The sequence below is a fragment of the Bacillus sp. TCT6 genome, from assembly GCF_056033845.1.
Window position 1 is genome coordinate 4779000 of the sequence record NZ_JBVYHX010000001.1, and the last position, 16469, is coordinate 4795468.

The following is a 16469-nucleotide window of genomic DNA, read 5'->3' on the forward strand; positions in this document are numbered from 1 at the left end:
ATTATTCACCTATCACATCTAGTTTTTTCAAACAAAAACTACCTAACAAAATCATTACAACAACAATTACTACTCCGATTAAAAGTAACTCATGCCATTGAATAGATTGATTATTACCTAAAGTCAATTGCATTGAACTGTGATCAACAAAATACCAACGATTTGGCATAACAAAAGAACCTAAAAAATAAATACTATGAAAGAAAATAGACAAAAATAGGTACATCAACATCAGTATAAAAACAATAGTTATTGGTATATAAAGCGTTAAAAACTCAAAAATTAAAGCTAATAAAAAGCTTATAATTATTTGAATTAGCATAGTACCTACTATCTTATAAAAAAATTGACTATATACATTTGAAAAAGAATGCCCGCCAAAAGTAAGCAAATAATAAACAGTAAACCAAATCAAATACATAACAATCCAAATACTAATTATGTAAAAAAACAAAGATAGTATTTTCGTTAACCAAAGAAAATGCTTCTTCTTAACACGAGGAAATAAATAAACACCATTCTGCTGAATATCTGAAAAAGCAAACTTCCCTACTAGCAACAAAGGAGCGATTTGAAAAAATATCCAATAAAAAGGAATAGAAAATCGCCCTTCCTTATAAAAATAAGATAAATCCACAAAGTCTACTCCATGAAAAAATCGATAAAAGGTAACATCTACCAATACAGGTTCTTTACCATTACTAAGAGGCTGATTGTATAAAAAAGTAACTACAATCATAGCGTAAATTAAGAATAAAAAAGCCATTATCTTGATGGAATCTCTAAACCTTACATGTAAATCTCTTTTTAACAAATGATATAAAATCATAATGTAAACTAGATCACCTCTGTCTCATCATTCATAGCAATATAACTTTTTTTAGATAAAATCCATACACTTATAAAAAAGATAAAAAAACATCCAAATAAGCGTATAAGTAAACCAGTAGCATCTTCAAAAACATTTATATAAAAAGCATTTGTAAATAAAAATCCATGTAATATAAATCTATCTAATAAAACAGCAGTAATCATACATATTATTACAAGTAAACTAGGTAAAAATAATTGCAATACAGCACTTATCATGCATATAAAAATATTCGCAAATAATTGAATGCAAAATAACAATTCATAATTTACAGAAACACTATTTACAGCCATCATATTTGACATCAAAAATAACTGTAAAATCATACTCCCAGCGAAAAAACAAACAAAAATGAATAGTTTCAAATAATATATAGAAACTAATTTCAATGCATTATTTACTCGAGAAACTACATAAATACTAAAAAAATTCGACATAGAATATACAGAAAAAACGATGGTTAAAGGAATAAATATAGTCGACAAATTATAAAACGACATAACCTTATACAAGGTTTCCAATTCGTTCATTTTCTCTTTTATAATTCCAGGTTCAAAATAATTGAACAAACAACCAATGATACTAACATTAAGTAAAAAAAGAATACTTAACCAAACGTACTTCATCCTTATAGTTTCTTTCATTACATTATAAAAGAACATGCTTCCTACTCCCCCGTAAATAAAGAACTACAGAACAAAACCAAATACATAACAAGACACTAAGAAAAATTTGTAATTCAAAAAAGCCGAAATCTTTAATTACATAATCTTTAGGATTGAGAATCCCTTTTCCAATACCAAGCCAAAAAATATGTAAAACAAATGGAACTAAATAAATAAAATAAACTCGTTTTATAAAAAATGAAACTGATAAAGCCAAACTCGAAAAAACCGCACCGTATAAACCATTTAAAAATACATACATTAGAAAATATAAAGTAGGGTACTCATAATAAACTGTATTAAATTGAGCTGTTGGTGAGACAGTAGCAGCCATATAATTTAATATTGGATGCGGAGCGACTGTTGGATAAGTCATTGCATATAAATAAAAATTAAATAGTAAAGGGAAACTTATAATAAAAAAAGATACACTAAAGTTAATAAAATAAAGTAGCTTAAAATAATAACCTGTTCCCATTTTAGAAATAACAGGATAAATAAATCCATAATTTTTATCAATTCTATAGATCCCTGCTACAGCCATTGCGGAAAGCATAGGAAATATAAGTAGATAAAACTCACTATAAAATGACAATCTATTAAAATGTAAAATATTAGATAAATATGGGGATGCCTTTATAATCCCAGCATCGTTAAATCCTTTAGTTGTCACAAACATAGCAATATATTGAGCAGTAACAATTATTAACATAATAAATAAAGACAACCAAAACATCCTACCTTTTAAAATCCTTCCTAAAAAGTAACTCATCTACAGCTCCTCCATAAACCATTAATTAAATTTAAACCTTTTTTAATATGAACAATTGATCCGCAACACCATAACATTTATTTTCTTTATTTAACCAGATGTAACGAAAAGCAACATTTGCTCTCTCTCCTTCAAATTTAGGAAACTCAACTTCATACTGATAAACATCATTTGTACCTTTTCTTTTTACACTCTTAACTTCTTGTTTCCACTCAATTACTTTCCCATCAGTTTGTTCAATCCGTCCCAAAAGATACGTTGGTTTTTTCTTATTCGTAACACCCGATAAAAACACATAATAATTTTCTGGTATAACTCCTGACTTTAAATTTTTATCTGAAAGCCTATCTTCTATTGCAATATCATTTCTATCTATTTGACCTTGAAAGAAATCATTACCATTTTTATTCCCCGAAAATACTTGTTCATAAATAGTATTTTTCTTAATTTCTTGCAACTGAATACTTTTCAAATTATATTTTTCCGTTAAAGTATCTTCAATATTTACAATAGGTTCATCTACTTTCTTTTGACAAGAAACTAAGAAACTAATACTCAATATAAAACAACAGAATACAATATATTTTAAAATAAGTTTCATTACAGCTCCTCCTATTTTTAAAATGAAATAGCAGGAAAAGTCGTATAATCTAGATTTGAAACTATACGACTTTTTCTAGCACTATAAAATAAATAATTTTAATTTATAATTTCTAAATCAATATTCAGTGTAAGGTCCACTAGGTCTTACACTATCAGGACTCCAAGCAGTAGGATAAGCATTATTTTCTCTAGAATAACCACCAAATCTAACCGGAACATTTTTCCCATAGCTTTCTACCGCATGATTCATGAAAAGATAAGTTTTATATGGTTTCACTTCTCCTTCATGCTTACCTGAAACATTTACCCAATCTCTATCACCTTTACCTTTATTTTTATCCGCTTCTGTCCAAACGTTAAAAGAACCACCGCCCTTCTCACTACTCTTCACACGCATATACATAGAAGTAGGGTTCTCTTTAGGACGTGCATTAGTAAAATCATATGCACTCCAAAGTCTAAAGGTAAATTCTACATGATCATCCCTTGTATCAGCCTTAGCAGGTTCGGTTAAAGCAAAAGTACTAGCTAAAATACCTAAAGATAAAACAGATCCAAACATAAAACGACTTTTTTTCTTAATACTCACTAAAAGCACCTCCGATAATTTGTAGCATTATATTGATTTTATTTTTTCACTAAAGAAACAAAGTAAATCTATATAATGCAATTTAAAGATAACAAAAGCAAAATACACTATCAATTGATTCCAGAAAACTTAATATTTTATTTACAATTATAAAATATTGTTAAATTAAACAAAATTAGTATACTCCTAACAAGTACATACTTATGGAGATAATCACATTCAAAATCTCAATACAAAAAAGCGCAGCCTCATTTGGCTGCGCTTTTGAATTATTATTTAGTTTCGATTAAACCATATTTCCCATCTTTACGGCCGTATACAACATTAGTTTCATTTGTATCAGCATTTGTGAAGACGAAGAAATTATGTCCTAGCATATCCATTTGTAGAATCGCTTCTTCAACGTCCATCGGTTTTAAATCGAATCGTTTTGTACGTACAAGTTCTAATTCATCCTCTTCTACCTCATCCATAACAGCTACTGCTTCTGGAAGGATAAAGTTTGTTTTCATAGAACCTTTCTCACGTAACTTACGATTTACTTTTGTTTTATGTTTACGAATTTGTCGCTCAATTTTATCAACTACTAAATCGATAGCAGCGTACATATCGCTATTAGTTTCTTCTGCACGAAGTAATAAATCAGTAAATGGTATTGTTACCTCGACACGTTGCTTGTCAGAGTATACTTTTAAATTAACTTTAATCTCTGGGAATGTATCAAAATAACGTTCTAACTTACTTAGTTTTTTCTCTACATATTCCTTTAATGCTGGAGTTACTTCAATATTTTCACCACGAATGTTGAATTTCATAGATGAATTCCTCCTTTCAAGCCTATGTACTATAATTTCGACACTGGCTTAAAAACTCCTTCTAACTTTTTTAAAAAAATTAGTGGAATTGCGATTTTTTTATCGTTTTTTGTTGAAATGAAAAGATGCATCGTTTCTATCTTTATTTTATCCTATTAACATCGTGAATAACGAATATAACTGTGGCCAATTCGTTACAGAAAAGAAACAACTTTTTGACAACTTACCCTATAACAAAAAACCCCTTGCGAAAAACAAGAGGTTCTACCATATATATAACGTTGCCACAAATGCAGCTTTCTCTTCCCAAAAACAATATTCCTACAGTTTTACAACATTAGCTGCTTGTGGTCCACGTGCTCCATCTACAATGTCAAACTCTACTTGTTGCCCTTCTTCTAATGACTTATACCCATCTTGTTGAATAGCAGAAAAATGGACAAATACATCGTCACCATCTTCGCGCTCAATAAATCCAAATCCCTTTTCTGCATTGAACCATTTCACTCGTCCTTGCATGTTCATTCCATTCCCTTCACTCTAAAAATCAGGGCATTCGCCCCATATTTTGACTATAACGAATGACAACATATGAAGTCAAAGAAGACTTATCGCCTTTTTATTATCCCTTTCGACACTGCCATATTAACTTCTACAAAGTGTCAAACTAGATACTTCCCTTGCCCCTCTTTCATATAACAAACTTCCGATTTGCCTAACTGTAATTCCTGTCGTATACACGTCATCAACGAGTAAAATATGTTGCCCACAAAACATCTCTTCTCCCTGAAAATAAAAAGGATTGCTTCCTGACATCCTTTCTTTACGCGTCTTCTTACTTTGCTTTTCTGTTTCTCGCCGTCTTAAGGAAAAATCAGAAATACGGACAGGCAAACAAGTTGCTAATAACTCCGCTTGATTAAAGCCACGTTCAACTTCCCTTTCCTTACTAAGCGGAACAGCGATAACGGTTGAAACATCAGCAAAATACTTTTGAAATAAACTTCGAAAAGGACGATAAAAAATGCGCACTAACTCTGCATCACCCCGAAACTTAAACTGTGCTACTATTTCTTTCATCTCATTATCGTACATGTATAACGAACGGTTTTTAAAAGGACGATACTTCTCCTCATTCATCCACCTTATACAATCTATGCAAATACCGTCTTCTTGAAATGAGGCAGGAACAAATTCTAAAGGTCGGCCGCACTCCATGCAAATTTCTCCTATAATATAGGAAAGTTTCTGCTCACATCTATCACATATATATTTTCTATGACACTTTACAAAAAAAGTGTACCAACTAACCTTTTCTACAAAACACTCATCACAAAGTAAACAATGCATTAATCGATCAATCCTTGTTCTTTGGCATTTTTATTCATACCTTGAATATGTTTTTTCGCGCGCACCATCGCCTCTGTCTTACCATAGTGAAAATAAATGACCTCTCCATACGGTGCTTCAAAGCTCCGCCCTGCTCGGCCCGCAATTTGTACGAGTGCACTTTCTGAGAATATTTCTTCTTCAGCCCCTAAAACCGCTACTTGCAAATTTTTCACCGTTACGCCTCGCTCTAAAATTGTCGTTGTAACTAATAATGGGATTTCTCCTTTTCTGAAAGCCGCTACTTTTTCTTTTCTCCCCGGATCTTCTGCATGTACACCTTCAATTCGCTTGTTTAATGATTTTAACAACAGGCTTATCTCTTCTATATATCGCACATGGGGGACAAATAAAAAAATAGGATGTTTTTTATTTAAGTATGTTTGTAACCACTGTAGTAAAACTCGAGGAATTCTTTTATGAATGAGGCTTTTTTTCCAATTCCCGCACCAACAAAATAAAGGAACTGGCAAAGGATGACGGTGATATCGTCCAGAAACAATAACACCTTTTTGTTCACCTTTTCTAAATTTTCGCTTCCACGTTTCATCTGGAGTCGCAGTTAAATAAATACGCGCCGCCCTTTCTTTCATCGCTTGTTTTACCGCGTACTGTAACATTTGATCTGCACAATATGGAAAAGCATCTATCTCATCTACAACCATGACATGAAACGCCCTATAATAACGCAATAATTGATGCGTGGTCGCAACGACTAGTACTGCATCTTTTTCTTTATCCACACTCCCTCCATATAAAGCCGCTACCTTTATATATGGAAATACTTCTTGTAATCTCGGTGCTAATTCCAGAACAACATCCGTTCTCGGCGTTGCGATACAAACTCTTTCTCCTTTTTGAAGCGCTTCGTTAATACCGTAAAACAACATCTCTGTTTTCCCAGCCCCGCATACAGCCCAAATAAAAAATGATTCTTTTTGCTTAATAGCCTCTACAACACCTTGTGCCGCCAAATTCTGACCAGTAGACAACTTCCCGTTCCACTGTAACAAGTTTAATTTCTTTTCTCTCTTTCTTTCAGCAATCCCGCGAACAAGTACAGCACATTCACTTACCCTCCCCATCGTTATACACTTCCGGCAATATGTGCACACTTTACTGCACCTTCTACATAAAAACGACGCAAATAGCCGCTGATCTACATTTCCGCAGCGTTGGCACATATATTTAGAATTCTTCTTTTTTACACCTTGTACACATATGACCTCTCCCTTCCTTTTCAAATCATTTAATTCCCTCTGTAAATCTGAAGAAAGTTCGTCTAATAGCAACTGTTTCCCCGCCAGCATCAACAATCACCTCCAGCACTACTATAAACCCTTCTTCAAATCCCGTAAAAACTCAAAAAAGCCGATAACCTACTTATAAAATAGTAAGCTATCGACTTTATACACGTTTTTTATTGAATTATAATTCTATAATCTTCCGTAACCTAAGAAATGTTTTTGGTTGTAAGAGCTATTTACACTACCGTAAGTAACACCTGTTGACTCATCAGCAGCATGAATTATTTGACCGCCACCGATATAAATACCAACGTGAGATACACCTTCTCTATATGTACCTTGTAAGAAGATAAGATCTCCTGGTTTCGCTTCAGATGCGCTAATCTTTTGTACAGAACTCCACAGGCTTCTAGTATCTTGACGACCTAAACCGTAAACATAAGAGATTAAACCACTGCAGTCAAAACCACCGTTTGAAATTGACGCACTACCCCATACGTATTTTAGACCTACTAAACCTTTAGCTTTTTCGACAACATCTTGTCTGCCACCTTTAGTATCAGCTGGTACTTCTGGAGTTGGAGCTGGTTTTTTCGCTTCTTCTTTTTTAGGCTCTTCTTTTTTAGACTCTTCTTTTGGAGCTTGTACAGCATTATTTGCTGGAGCTGCTGGTTGAGCTTGTGTTGGTGCTGGTTGAGCCGCTGCTGGTTGTTGTGCAGCTTGCTCTGCTTGTTTTTGAGCAGCAGCTTCTTGTGCAGCTTTTTCTTGCGCTTCTTTTTCAGCAATTTGTTGTAATTTTAATGCTTGTTGTTCAAGCTCTTTTAATTGGCTTTCCGTACTTGTCATTGTAGTTACAACTGTATCCATTTTACCGCTTAAATCGTTTACCGCTGTTGCTTTTTTCTCTTTTTCAGCGTCAAGTTCTTTCTTAGCAGTTTCAATTTGAGCTTGTGCTTCTTTTAATTCTTTTTGTTTCTCTTTTACCGTTGCAACATCTTTTTTCACACTAGCTTGATCTTCTTGCTGTGTTTTCATGATATCTTCATCAGACTCAAGAATTTTAGAAACAGAAGTTAAACGATCAACTAAATCTGCAACGTTTTTAGAGTTTACAAGAACTTCTGTTACAACGTTCGTATTTGGTTGTTCTTGAAGTGCAACTAAACGCTTTCTTAATAACTCTTCACGTTTTGCAATCTTTGTTTGTAATTCTGCAATATCTTTATTTTTCTTTTCAATTAATTGCTCAGTATCAGAAACTTTTTTCGTTGTTTCATCAAGTTTTGCAGCATTCTCTTGAACAGACTTATCTAAACCTTGAATTGTTTTGTTTAAGTCATTCATTTGTTTTTGTAATTCATCACGTTCTTGTTGTTGTTTATGTAAAGTGTCATTTTGTGTATTAATTTGTGATTTCACGTCAGAAATTTTATCTTCTGCAAATACATTTGGTGTTAGTCCTGAAAACATTAACCCTGCAACTAATGCGCAAGATGCCATTTTTAGCTTTTTCATTTTATTTTTTACACCGCTTTCTTTTTTCTTTTTCCGTATATAACCTATAAAATTTATACCATAATTCGGGATTTTTTTTGCTAATGTTACGTTTTTGTAAAACAAATGTAATATTATTTGTAGCTCTAGCGCAAAATTCGTATATTTTTGTATGTATGTGTAGAAATTTATATAATTTTCTCACTTCTGTGAACAAAGAAAAAACGTAAGGAATCCCTTACGTTTTATTAAATATACGAATACAAATGAAATGCTACTTCATCCATTTCTCAGCCCAATTTTGGACCTCATCCATAACACTTTCTAACGCTTTTCCCTTGTCAGTTAAGCCATACTCGATTCGAACTGGTACTTCTGGATAAACATTACGAACTACAATGCCCTCGCTTTCCAATTCCTTCAAACGCTCTGACAACATACGATCGCTCATATTTGGGATGATATCTGCGATTTCTCTAAAACGTTTCGACTCTTCAAGCAAAGATTTAATAATTAAGCCAGTCCATTTCTTACTAAGCAAAGTAAAAGCTGACTCAAACTTTGGACATAAACAAGAATTATGCTCCATATGTTTCACCTCTCTTCTATTATAATATAGTTTCTTGTAAAAAGTAAGTTATAAAACTTTCCTCATTATTTTATTTTACGTACATTTTACCATTTCCAAATATTAACTTGTCAACTAAACGTAACATACCCGTAAAAAAACCCTCTTAAAAAGAGAGCTTTTTATATCTTTATTACTTCGTATACCATCCAAGACCTAATGCACCTTCACCTAAGTGCGTACCAATTACAGCTCCAAAATAACCTGTACGAATTGTGACGTGAGGATATTTTGCTTCTAATTCTTTCTTCCATTCATTCGCTTCCTCTTCACGTTGCGCATGAATGATAACTGCTTCCATAGGTACACCTTTACTTGCTTGCTCATCAAAAATTTCAATGATACGTTTTAATGCTTTTTTACGTGTACGAATCTTTTCAAACGGAATAATGATTTTATCTCTAAAATATAAAACTGGCTTCACTTGTAACAGACTGCCGATGAAAGCTTGCGCGCTATTTAATCGACCACCACGTTGCAAATGATGTAAATCATCAACTACAAAATAGGCGTCCATCGTTTTCTTCATTTCATCAAAACGAGCGATAATCTCTTTTGGATTCTTTCCTTCACTTGCTAACTTTGCACCTTCACGCACATAAAATCCTTGTACTTCACAACTAATTTCAGAGTCATACGTATATACATCAATACCCTCTACCATCTGTCCAGCTGTTGTTGATGTTTGATATGTACCACTAATTCCACTTGATAGGTGAATACTAATAACTGCATCATAATCTTTAGCTAGTTCTTCATATAGCTCAACAAACTTTCCGATTGCTGGTTGAGAAGTTTTTGGAAGTTCCTCTTGTTCACGTACTTTCACATAAAAATCATCTGCTGAAATTTCAGCTTCTTCTTGATAAGATTCTGTTCCAAACACAACGTTTAATGGAATCATATATATATTGAGTTCATCACGAATTTGCTTCGGTATATATGCTGTACTATCAGTAACAATAGCTATTTTCATTTTCGTACCTGCCTTATAAAAAGTTTTATTTCCTAATTTTACACGAAAACTACAAATGGTGCATCCATACAGGGAAATGCCGGTTGAAATTATACTCACCATCTCGACAAATTACAACAAAAAGATAAAATAATCACCAAAAACTTCAACGTATTTAGAAAAAATGTTTGAATATAAAAAGGCTCGCTTTTAAAATGGAAAGTACTAGTCATTTTGATAGATAGGGGCGTATACAAGTGCTATTACAATATTTAACAATCAAAGACTACGGCGAACACGAAATCGTCATTCAAAAATCAAGATTTATTTGTTATATTAGTCGAGCAACGACTGAGGAAGAGGCTCAAGAATTTATACAAAAAATAAAAAAACAACATTGGAATGCAACACATAATTGTTCCGCTTATTTAATTGGCGAACAAGATCATATTCAAAAAGCAAATGATGACGGCGAGCCTAGCGGTACAGCTGGCGTACCAATGCTAGAAGTACTTAAAAAACGTGGACTAAAAGATACCGTTGTTGTCGTAACACGCTATTTTGGTGGCATTAAACTTGGCGCAGGTGGATTAATTCGTGCATATGGAAAGTGTACAAGCGAAGGCATTAATCATGTCGGTGTTGTCCAGCGAAAACTAATGCGTGTGATGCAAACCGAGATTGATTACACATTACTTGGCAAAGTGGAAAATGAATTACGCAATTCAAAATATGCCATTAAAGATATACATTATCTAGAAAATGTCACATTTGATACGTATGTTGAAGAAGACGGCAAACAAGCCTTTACAGATTGGATGATTGAATTAACAAACGGGAAATGTACAATTACAGAAGGAGATATGTTGTACTTAGAACAAGATGTTATCTAAGCATAACTCTTTTATCACCTTTAAAGATTAATGTAGTGAATTACTTCCCTACAAATGAACTAACGAACTAAGGAGATTATATATGGAAGAACGTTATTATCATCTCCAAAATAGCAGAATAAAAAAGAAACGAAGAAGGAAACTTTTCTTCTTCCTTATTTTCGCATTTTTATTTGGCAGTATAGGAGTTTATGTGTTAAATTCTTACTCTTCTCTTATGGGGATGTATAGTGGTTTTACTCGTGAAAAATCGGATTTAAGAAACAAAGATGTAGAAATTACAAAGGAACCTTTTACAATTCTCATTATGGGTATAGAAGATTATGCGACAGACGGTCAAAATGGTCGTACAGACTCATTAATGTTTGCAACAGTCAACCCGAAAACGCAAAAGATTTCACTTATGAGTATTCCTCGTGATTCTCGAGTTACAATTGTTGGTAAAAATAAAGAAGACAAAATTAACGCTGCCCATGCTTACGGCGGAGAAGAAATGGCAATCAAAACTGTCGAAGGCTTTCTAAAAGTTCCTGTAGACCATTATCTTAAAATTGATTTCCAAGGCTTTAAAGGTATCGTTGATGCTGTTGGCGGTGTTACTGTTGACGTACCCTTCGATTTCTGGGAGCGCTCTGACGTGGATTACTACAAAAAAATTCAATTTAAGCAAGGACAGCAAAACTTAAACGGTGAAGAAGCACTTGCTTACGTCCGTATGCGAAAGCAAGATCCAAATGGCGATTATGGTCGAGCTGCTAGACAAAGACAATTACTGGCCGCTGTTGCTCATAAACTAAACTCCACATCTACTGTATTTAAAATTAAAGATTTAACGGCTGTCGTTGGAAAATATATAAAAACCGACATTCCTATTTCAGACGGACTTGCTCTTTACAATAAAATTTCTGGATTTGATCCTTCTACAATGCAAACGTTAAAGCTTGAAGGCGAAGACAAAAAGATAGGCGGTATTTATTACTTCCTTCCAGATCCAATCAGTGTAGAAACGGTGCGTAACGAAATTGAAAAAGAATTAGGAGAAAAAGCAAAAAATCCAACTACAAAAAACAACTCAAATCCTGATTCAAATTCAAGTTCTAACGAACAAACAAAAAAAGAAACAAACCAAAATAAAACACCAACTGATCCGCCACCTTCTACAAATGCTCATGCAGAGTGGATTATGCGCAATCAGCCATAACAAAAAGGCCCAATCTATCCGATTGGGCCTTTTTTATTTACTTATTAAAGTGTTGTAAAATTGCTTCTACAATACGCTCTGATGCACGACCATCACCGTAAGGATTAGATGCTTTCGCCATCTTATCATGAGCTTCTTTATCTGATAACAACTCATCAGCAAGACCAAAGATTGTCTCTTCGTCTGTTCCTGCTAATTTCAGCGTACCTGCTTCAATACCTTCAGGGCGCTCTGTTGTATCACGAAGAACAAGAACTGGTACCCCAAGTGATGGAGCTTCTTCTTGTACACCACCAGAATCCGTTAACATTAAGTATGAACGAGCTGCAACATTGTGGAAATCAATTACATCTAGCGGCTCAATTAAATGAATACGGTTATGTTCACCTAAAATTTCATTTGCTATTTCACGAACAACAGGGTTCATATGAACAGGATACACAACTTGTACATCTTCATGCTTATCAACAAGACGCTTAATTGCACGGAACATATTACGCATCGGTTCACCTAAGTTTTCACGACGGTGAGCTGTCATAAGTACAAGACGATCATTTCCAAGTTTCTCTAGTACAGGATGACTATATGTTTCTTTTACAGTCGTTTGTAGCGCGTCAATCGCTGTATTTCCTGTGATGAAAATACGTGACTCATCTTTATTTTCCTTCTGTAAGTTCGTTGCTGATTTTGCTGTTGGTGAGAAATGAAGATCCGCCATTACACCTGTTAATTGACGATTCATCTCTTCTGGGTATGGAGAATACTTATCCCACGTACGAAGGCCCGCCTCAACATGACCTACTGGAATTTGATTATAAAAAGCAGCTAAGCTTGCAATAAATGTTGTTGTTGTATCACCATGTACAAGTACAATATCCGGCTTCGCTTCTTTCATTACTTTATCCAAACCTTCTAAGCCACGCGTTGTAACATCAATTAAAGTTTGGCGGTCTTTCATGATATTTAAATCGAAATCTGGCGTAATTCCAAAGATACTTAATACTTGGTCTAACATTTGGCGATGTTGTGCTGTTACAGTCACAATCGATTCAATTTTTTCTGGGTGTTTTTGCAACTCTAATACAAGAGGTGCCATTTTAATTGCTTCTGGACGTGTCCCGAAAATTGTCATTACTTTTAAACGTTCAGTCATGTGATTGCCTCTTTTCTTTCACTAATTACAGCTTCTATTATGACATATAAAAATATGTATGAGTACATCCCTTTTTAACGCATAACAGAAACTTTTCTATTACAAATACTTTTTCTTCCCACCGAGTAATAATCTATCTTTTGTTTCTTAACATCTTCATCAGTATAACAATTTCTCCCATCAAATAAAATAGGCTCCCTCATGAGTTGTACGTACTTTTCTAACGGATAAGTTTGAATATCTTCCCATTCTGTTACGATAAAAACCGCACTCGCATCTCTAATCGATTCATCTATACATCTATACATCTATACATCTACTATATTGTATAGCATCTTCAAATATATTTTTCACATATTGAATTGCTTTTGGGTCGTAAAGAACAATATCTGCACCTATATTAATTAATGCTTCTATTATAATAAGAGATGATGCCTCTCTAATATCATCCGTATTCGGTTTAAAGGATGCGCCAAGAACTGCAATCCGCTTTTTATTCATGTTCATGACTTTTTTCGCTTTTTCAATCAATAGCAGTTGTTGCTTATTATTTACTTCAATAACCGCTTTTAACAAACGAAAATCATGAGCAACATTTCCCGCAATTTGCACCAGCGCTTTCGTATCTTTTGGAAAACATGATCCCCCGTATCCAATACCTGCATTTAAAAAAGATGCACCGATCCTCTTATCCATTCCCATCCCTTTAGCAACATCCAATACATTTGCGCCTACCTTCTCACATATATTTGAAATTTCATTAATGAAACTAATCTTTGTAGCTAAAAAGGCATTCGACGCGTATTTAATCATCTCTGCACTTTTAATATCTGTAACATACGTTTCTAAGCGTAATTCGCTATACAAACTCTTTACTCTTCTTGCTACTTCCTCACTATCTGCTCCAATTACAATACGATCTCCATGAAAGAAATCATAAATACCTGAACCTTCACGCAAAAACTCTGGATTCGATACGATATGTAATGTATATCTCCCCTTTAACTCCTCCTCAATCCATCCTTTCATTACATCATTTGTACCTACTGGAACTGTACTTTTCGTAACAACAATAATATCGTTCGTCGCATATACTCCAATATCATTACAAGCACTCTGAATATATGTTAAATCCGCCGTCCCATCTAATAAAGGTGGTGTTCCAACTGCAATAAATATAAACTCTACATCCTCAAACGCCTCTTCTTTATTTGATGTGAAAGTTAAAGCATTATTCTCATATGCATGATTTATTAATTCATGTAATCTAACCTCATAAATAGGTAAATCCCCTTGTTTTATCCGTTCAATTTTCTCATCATCTATATCAAAACATGTAACTGAATGCCCCAACTTTGCCAGTCCTACTCCTGTAATCAATCCAACATATCCAGTACCTACTATCGTAATTTTCATTTCCTTTTCGCACAGGAATATACAATAGAAAAGATATGAAATATAGAATTCTCCCTGCGCTTCCCCCTCTCACATTAAAAATGAGAAAACTCTTTTCCTTTTTCATTATATGAATTACTTCCCTCATTCTTTTTAAAGTTTTTGTAAAATTAAATGCACTATAATATAAAGTGAAACTTAATCATTGGGAATCCAGTTACCAGCTCACTCCAGATAAATTCCCACATTTTAACACGAGACTTACTCATTTCTACGTGTAACACTTATAATACTGAACTAAAAGTATTCACTATCGAAGAAAAAGAGGAAATGTCATATTCCAAAGTCCAGTACGATTAACCTTCTTATATGATTCAATATTCTATATACAATTGTCATATATTCTATCCGCTTCCATTAACCGTAAAAAGAAAAAAAGATTGAATTCTAATCTTTTTGTGATACCATATGTTATGAGCCTGTAAATAAACATCATAATTTTCAGATAAATATATTTTCAAAAAAAAAATTACGTTAGACTATAAAGGGTGGGGTATTAATGGACTCACAAGTGATTTATGCCATTTTGGCATCTTTCATCACTGTACTCGTCGTTACTCCTTTAGTTATTAAATTAGCTTTTAAAATAGGAGCGACAGATAAGCCAAACGCACGTAAAGTGCACCAAAAGATTATGCCACGTCTTGGCGGGTTAGCAATCTTTATCGGTGTAGCTGTAGGATTTGTTGTCGGCGGCTTATATGAGCAAAGAATGTTATCGATAACGCTAGGTGCGATTATCATTGTAATCATTGGAATTTTAGATGATATGTACGAGTTATCTGCGAGAGTAAAATTCGGTGGACAACTGTTAGTTGCCATTATGATTGTAAAAAGTGGATTATTAGTGCAAGTATTATATATCCCATTCCTTGGGGATACTGAACTTGGATGGCTTGCTTATCCAATTACAGTATTTTGGCTTGTAGGTATTACGAATGCAATCAACTTAATTGACGGCTTAGATGGATTATCTGCTGGGATTTCGTCTATCGTACTTGCAACGCTAGCATATATGGCCTTCACTAGCCCATGGGGTACTGGAACAGCGATTATCTTGCCACTCGCATTAATTATATTAGCAAGTACAATTGGATTTTTATTCTACAACTTCCATCCAGCAAAAATTTTCATGGGAGATACAGGAGCACTATTTTTAGGATACTGTATTTCTGTTATATCGTTACTTGGATTATACAAAAGTGTAACGTTATTCAGTTTTATTGTTCCAATTATCATTTTAGGTGTACCTATATTTGATACGATATTTGCAATCATCCGTCGTATCGTAAATAAAAAACCTATTTCAGCACCAGATAAATCGCATTTACATCACCGCTTACTTGCAATGGGATTCTCTCATCGCAAAACGGTACTAATAATATACGCATTCGGTATTTTCTTTAGTGTAAATGCCATTATTTTCACTAGTGCAACGTTATGGTTATCCATTATTCTTCTTTTCGCTTTGATTTTCTTCACAGAAATCATTGCTGAAATAATCGGGCTTGTACATGAACGTTACAAACCACTTATTTCCTTTTATAAAAAAGTGAAAAAACGCGAAGACTAATTGTAGTATAGCCTTTACCATTATGAAATATTCAAATAGCACCCTCTTTCTTATAAGAGGATGCTATTTTTTTATTCATTATTTTACATTTCCAAAATATAGATTGTTTGAGAGTTCCTCTATTGGAGAAAGATATACATAATAAGAAACGTATCAAGTTTTCTTT

At 33.7% G+C, this 16469-nt stretch carries 16 protein-coding genes and 1 pseudogene; 3 read left to right on the plus strand and 14 right to left on the minus strand.

Going from position 1 to position 16469, the window contains the following annotated elements; translation table 11 throughout:
* Position 1 precedes the first annotated feature (1 nt).
* From AC0ONG_RS24655 to AC0ONG_RS24710, 12 genes are all read right to left on the minus strand, one after another.
* Entirely contained in the window at positions 2–766 is a 765-nt protein-coding gene (locus AC0ONG_RS24655) for a hypothetical protein (protein WP_042598540.1), read from the minus strand.
* A 71-nt stretch (positions 767–837) separates the two neighbouring features.
* Complete coding sequence (locus AC0ONG_RS24660; RefSeq protein WP_000466501.1) at positions 838–1533, minus strand: hypothetical protein; 696 nt, start codon at positions 1531–1533, stop codon at positions 838–840.
* Entirely contained in the window at positions 1520–2308 is a 789-nt protein-coding gene (locus AC0ONG_RS24665; protein WP_136996572.1) for a hypothetical protein, read from the minus strand. Before AC0ONG_RS24665 ends, AC0ONG_RS24660 begins: the two co-directional genes overlap by 14 nt.
* A 31-nt stretch (positions 2309–2339) precedes the next feature.
* Positions 2340–2909: a hypothetical protein gene (locus AC0ONG_RS24670; RefSeq protein ID WP_000767072.1), complete on the minus strand. Its 570-nt coding sequence runs from the start codon at positions 2907–2909 to the stop codon at positions 2340–2342.
* Positions 2910–3026: 117 nt separating this feature from the next.
* Positions 3027–3500 (minus strand): hypothetical protein, encoded by a 474-nt coding sequence (locus tag AC0ONG_RS24675; protein ID WP_000023375.1) that lies wholly within the window; start codon positions 3498–3500, stop codon positions 3027–3029.
* Between the two features lie 272 nt (positions 3501–3772).
* A complete protein-coding gene (gene hpf, locus AC0ONG_RS24680) occupies positions 3773–4315 on the minus strand; it encodes a ribosome hibernation-promoting factor, HPF/YfiA family (RefSeq protein ID WP_000671187.1) in 543 nt (180 codons plus the stop codon).
* Between the two features lie 321 nt (positions 4316–4636).
* A complete protein-coding gene (gene cspC, locus AC0ONG_RS24685) occupies positions 4637–4834 on the minus strand; it encodes a cold shock protein CspC (protein ID WP_001990088.1) in 198 nt (65 codons plus the stop codon).
* A 126-nt stretch (positions 4835–4960) separates the two neighbouring features.
* Entirely contained in the window at positions 4961–5665 is a 705-nt protein-coding gene (locus tag AC0ONG_RS24690) for a ComF family protein (RefSeq protein ID WP_044783038.1), read from the minus strand.
* Positions 5665–7014 (minus strand): ATP-dependent helicase ComFA, encoded by a 1350-nt coding sequence (gene comFA / locus AC0ONG_RS24695; protein ID WP_002083580.1) that lies wholly within the window; start codon positions 7012–7014, stop codon positions 5665–5667. The genes AC0ONG_RS24690 and comFA overlap by 1 nt, the downstream gene beginning before the upstream one ends.
* A gap of 126 nt (positions 7015–7140) precedes the next feature.
* Positions 7141–8571 (minus strand): C40 family peptidase, encoded by a 1431-nt coding sequence (locus AC0ONG_RS24700; protein ID WP_000499489.1) that lies wholly within the window; start codon positions 8569–8571, stop codon positions 7141–7143.
* A 148-nt stretch (positions 8572–8719) separates the two neighbouring features.
* The gene (locus AC0ONG_RS24705) at positions 8720–9034 is read right to left on the minus strand and encodes a winged helix-turn-helix transcriptional regulator (RefSeq protein WP_000400857.1); all 315 of its coding nucleotides are present in this window, start codon (positions 9032–9034) and stop codon (positions 8720–8722) included.
* 172 nt (positions 9035–9206) lie between these two features.
* Positions 9207–10049, minus strand: a complete 843-nt coding sequence (locus AC0ONG_RS24710; RefSeq protein WP_000684725.1) for a DegV family protein — start codon at positions 10047–10049, stop codon at positions 9207–9209.
* Between the two features lie 236 nt (positions 10050–10285).
* On the opposite strand from AC0ONG_RS24710, the gene AC0ONG_RS24715 reads away from it, so the two are divergent.
* Positions 10286–10921, plus strand: coding sequence for a YigZ family protein (locus AC0ONG_RS24715; RefSeq protein ID WP_000926669.1), 636 nt, complete (start codon positions 10286–10288; stop codon positions 10919–10921).
* 82 nt (positions 10922–11003) lie between these two features.
* On the plus strand, positions 11004–12122 hold the full coding sequence (locus AC0ONG_RS24720; RefSeq protein WP_000392802.1) for an LCP family protein: 1119 nt from the start codon (positions 11004–11006) through the stop codon (positions 12120–12122).
* 37 nt (positions 12123–12159) lie between these two features.
* Here the strand turns inward: AC0ONG_RS24720 and wecB are convergent, their stop codons facing one another.
* Entirely contained in the window at positions 12160–13275 is a 1116-nt protein-coding gene (wecB, locus tag AC0ONG_RS24725; protein WP_000140145.1) for a non-hydrolyzing UDP-N-acetylglucosamine 2-epimerase, read from the minus strand.
* Between the two features lie 74 nt (positions 13276–13349).
* Positions 13350–14691, minus strand: a pseudogene (locus AC0ONG_RS24730) (UDP-glucose dehydrogenase family protein).
* A gap of 538 nt (positions 14692–15229) precedes the next feature.
* Between AC0ONG_RS24730 and AC0ONG_RS24735 the strand changes: the two are divergent.
* Positions 15230–16303, plus strand: a complete 1074-nt coding sequence (locus tag AC0ONG_RS24735) for a glycosyltransferase family 4 protein (protein WP_000378320.1) — start codon at positions 15230–15232, stop codon at positions 16301–16303.
* The last annotated feature ends 166 nt before the right edge of the window (positions 16304–16469 follow it).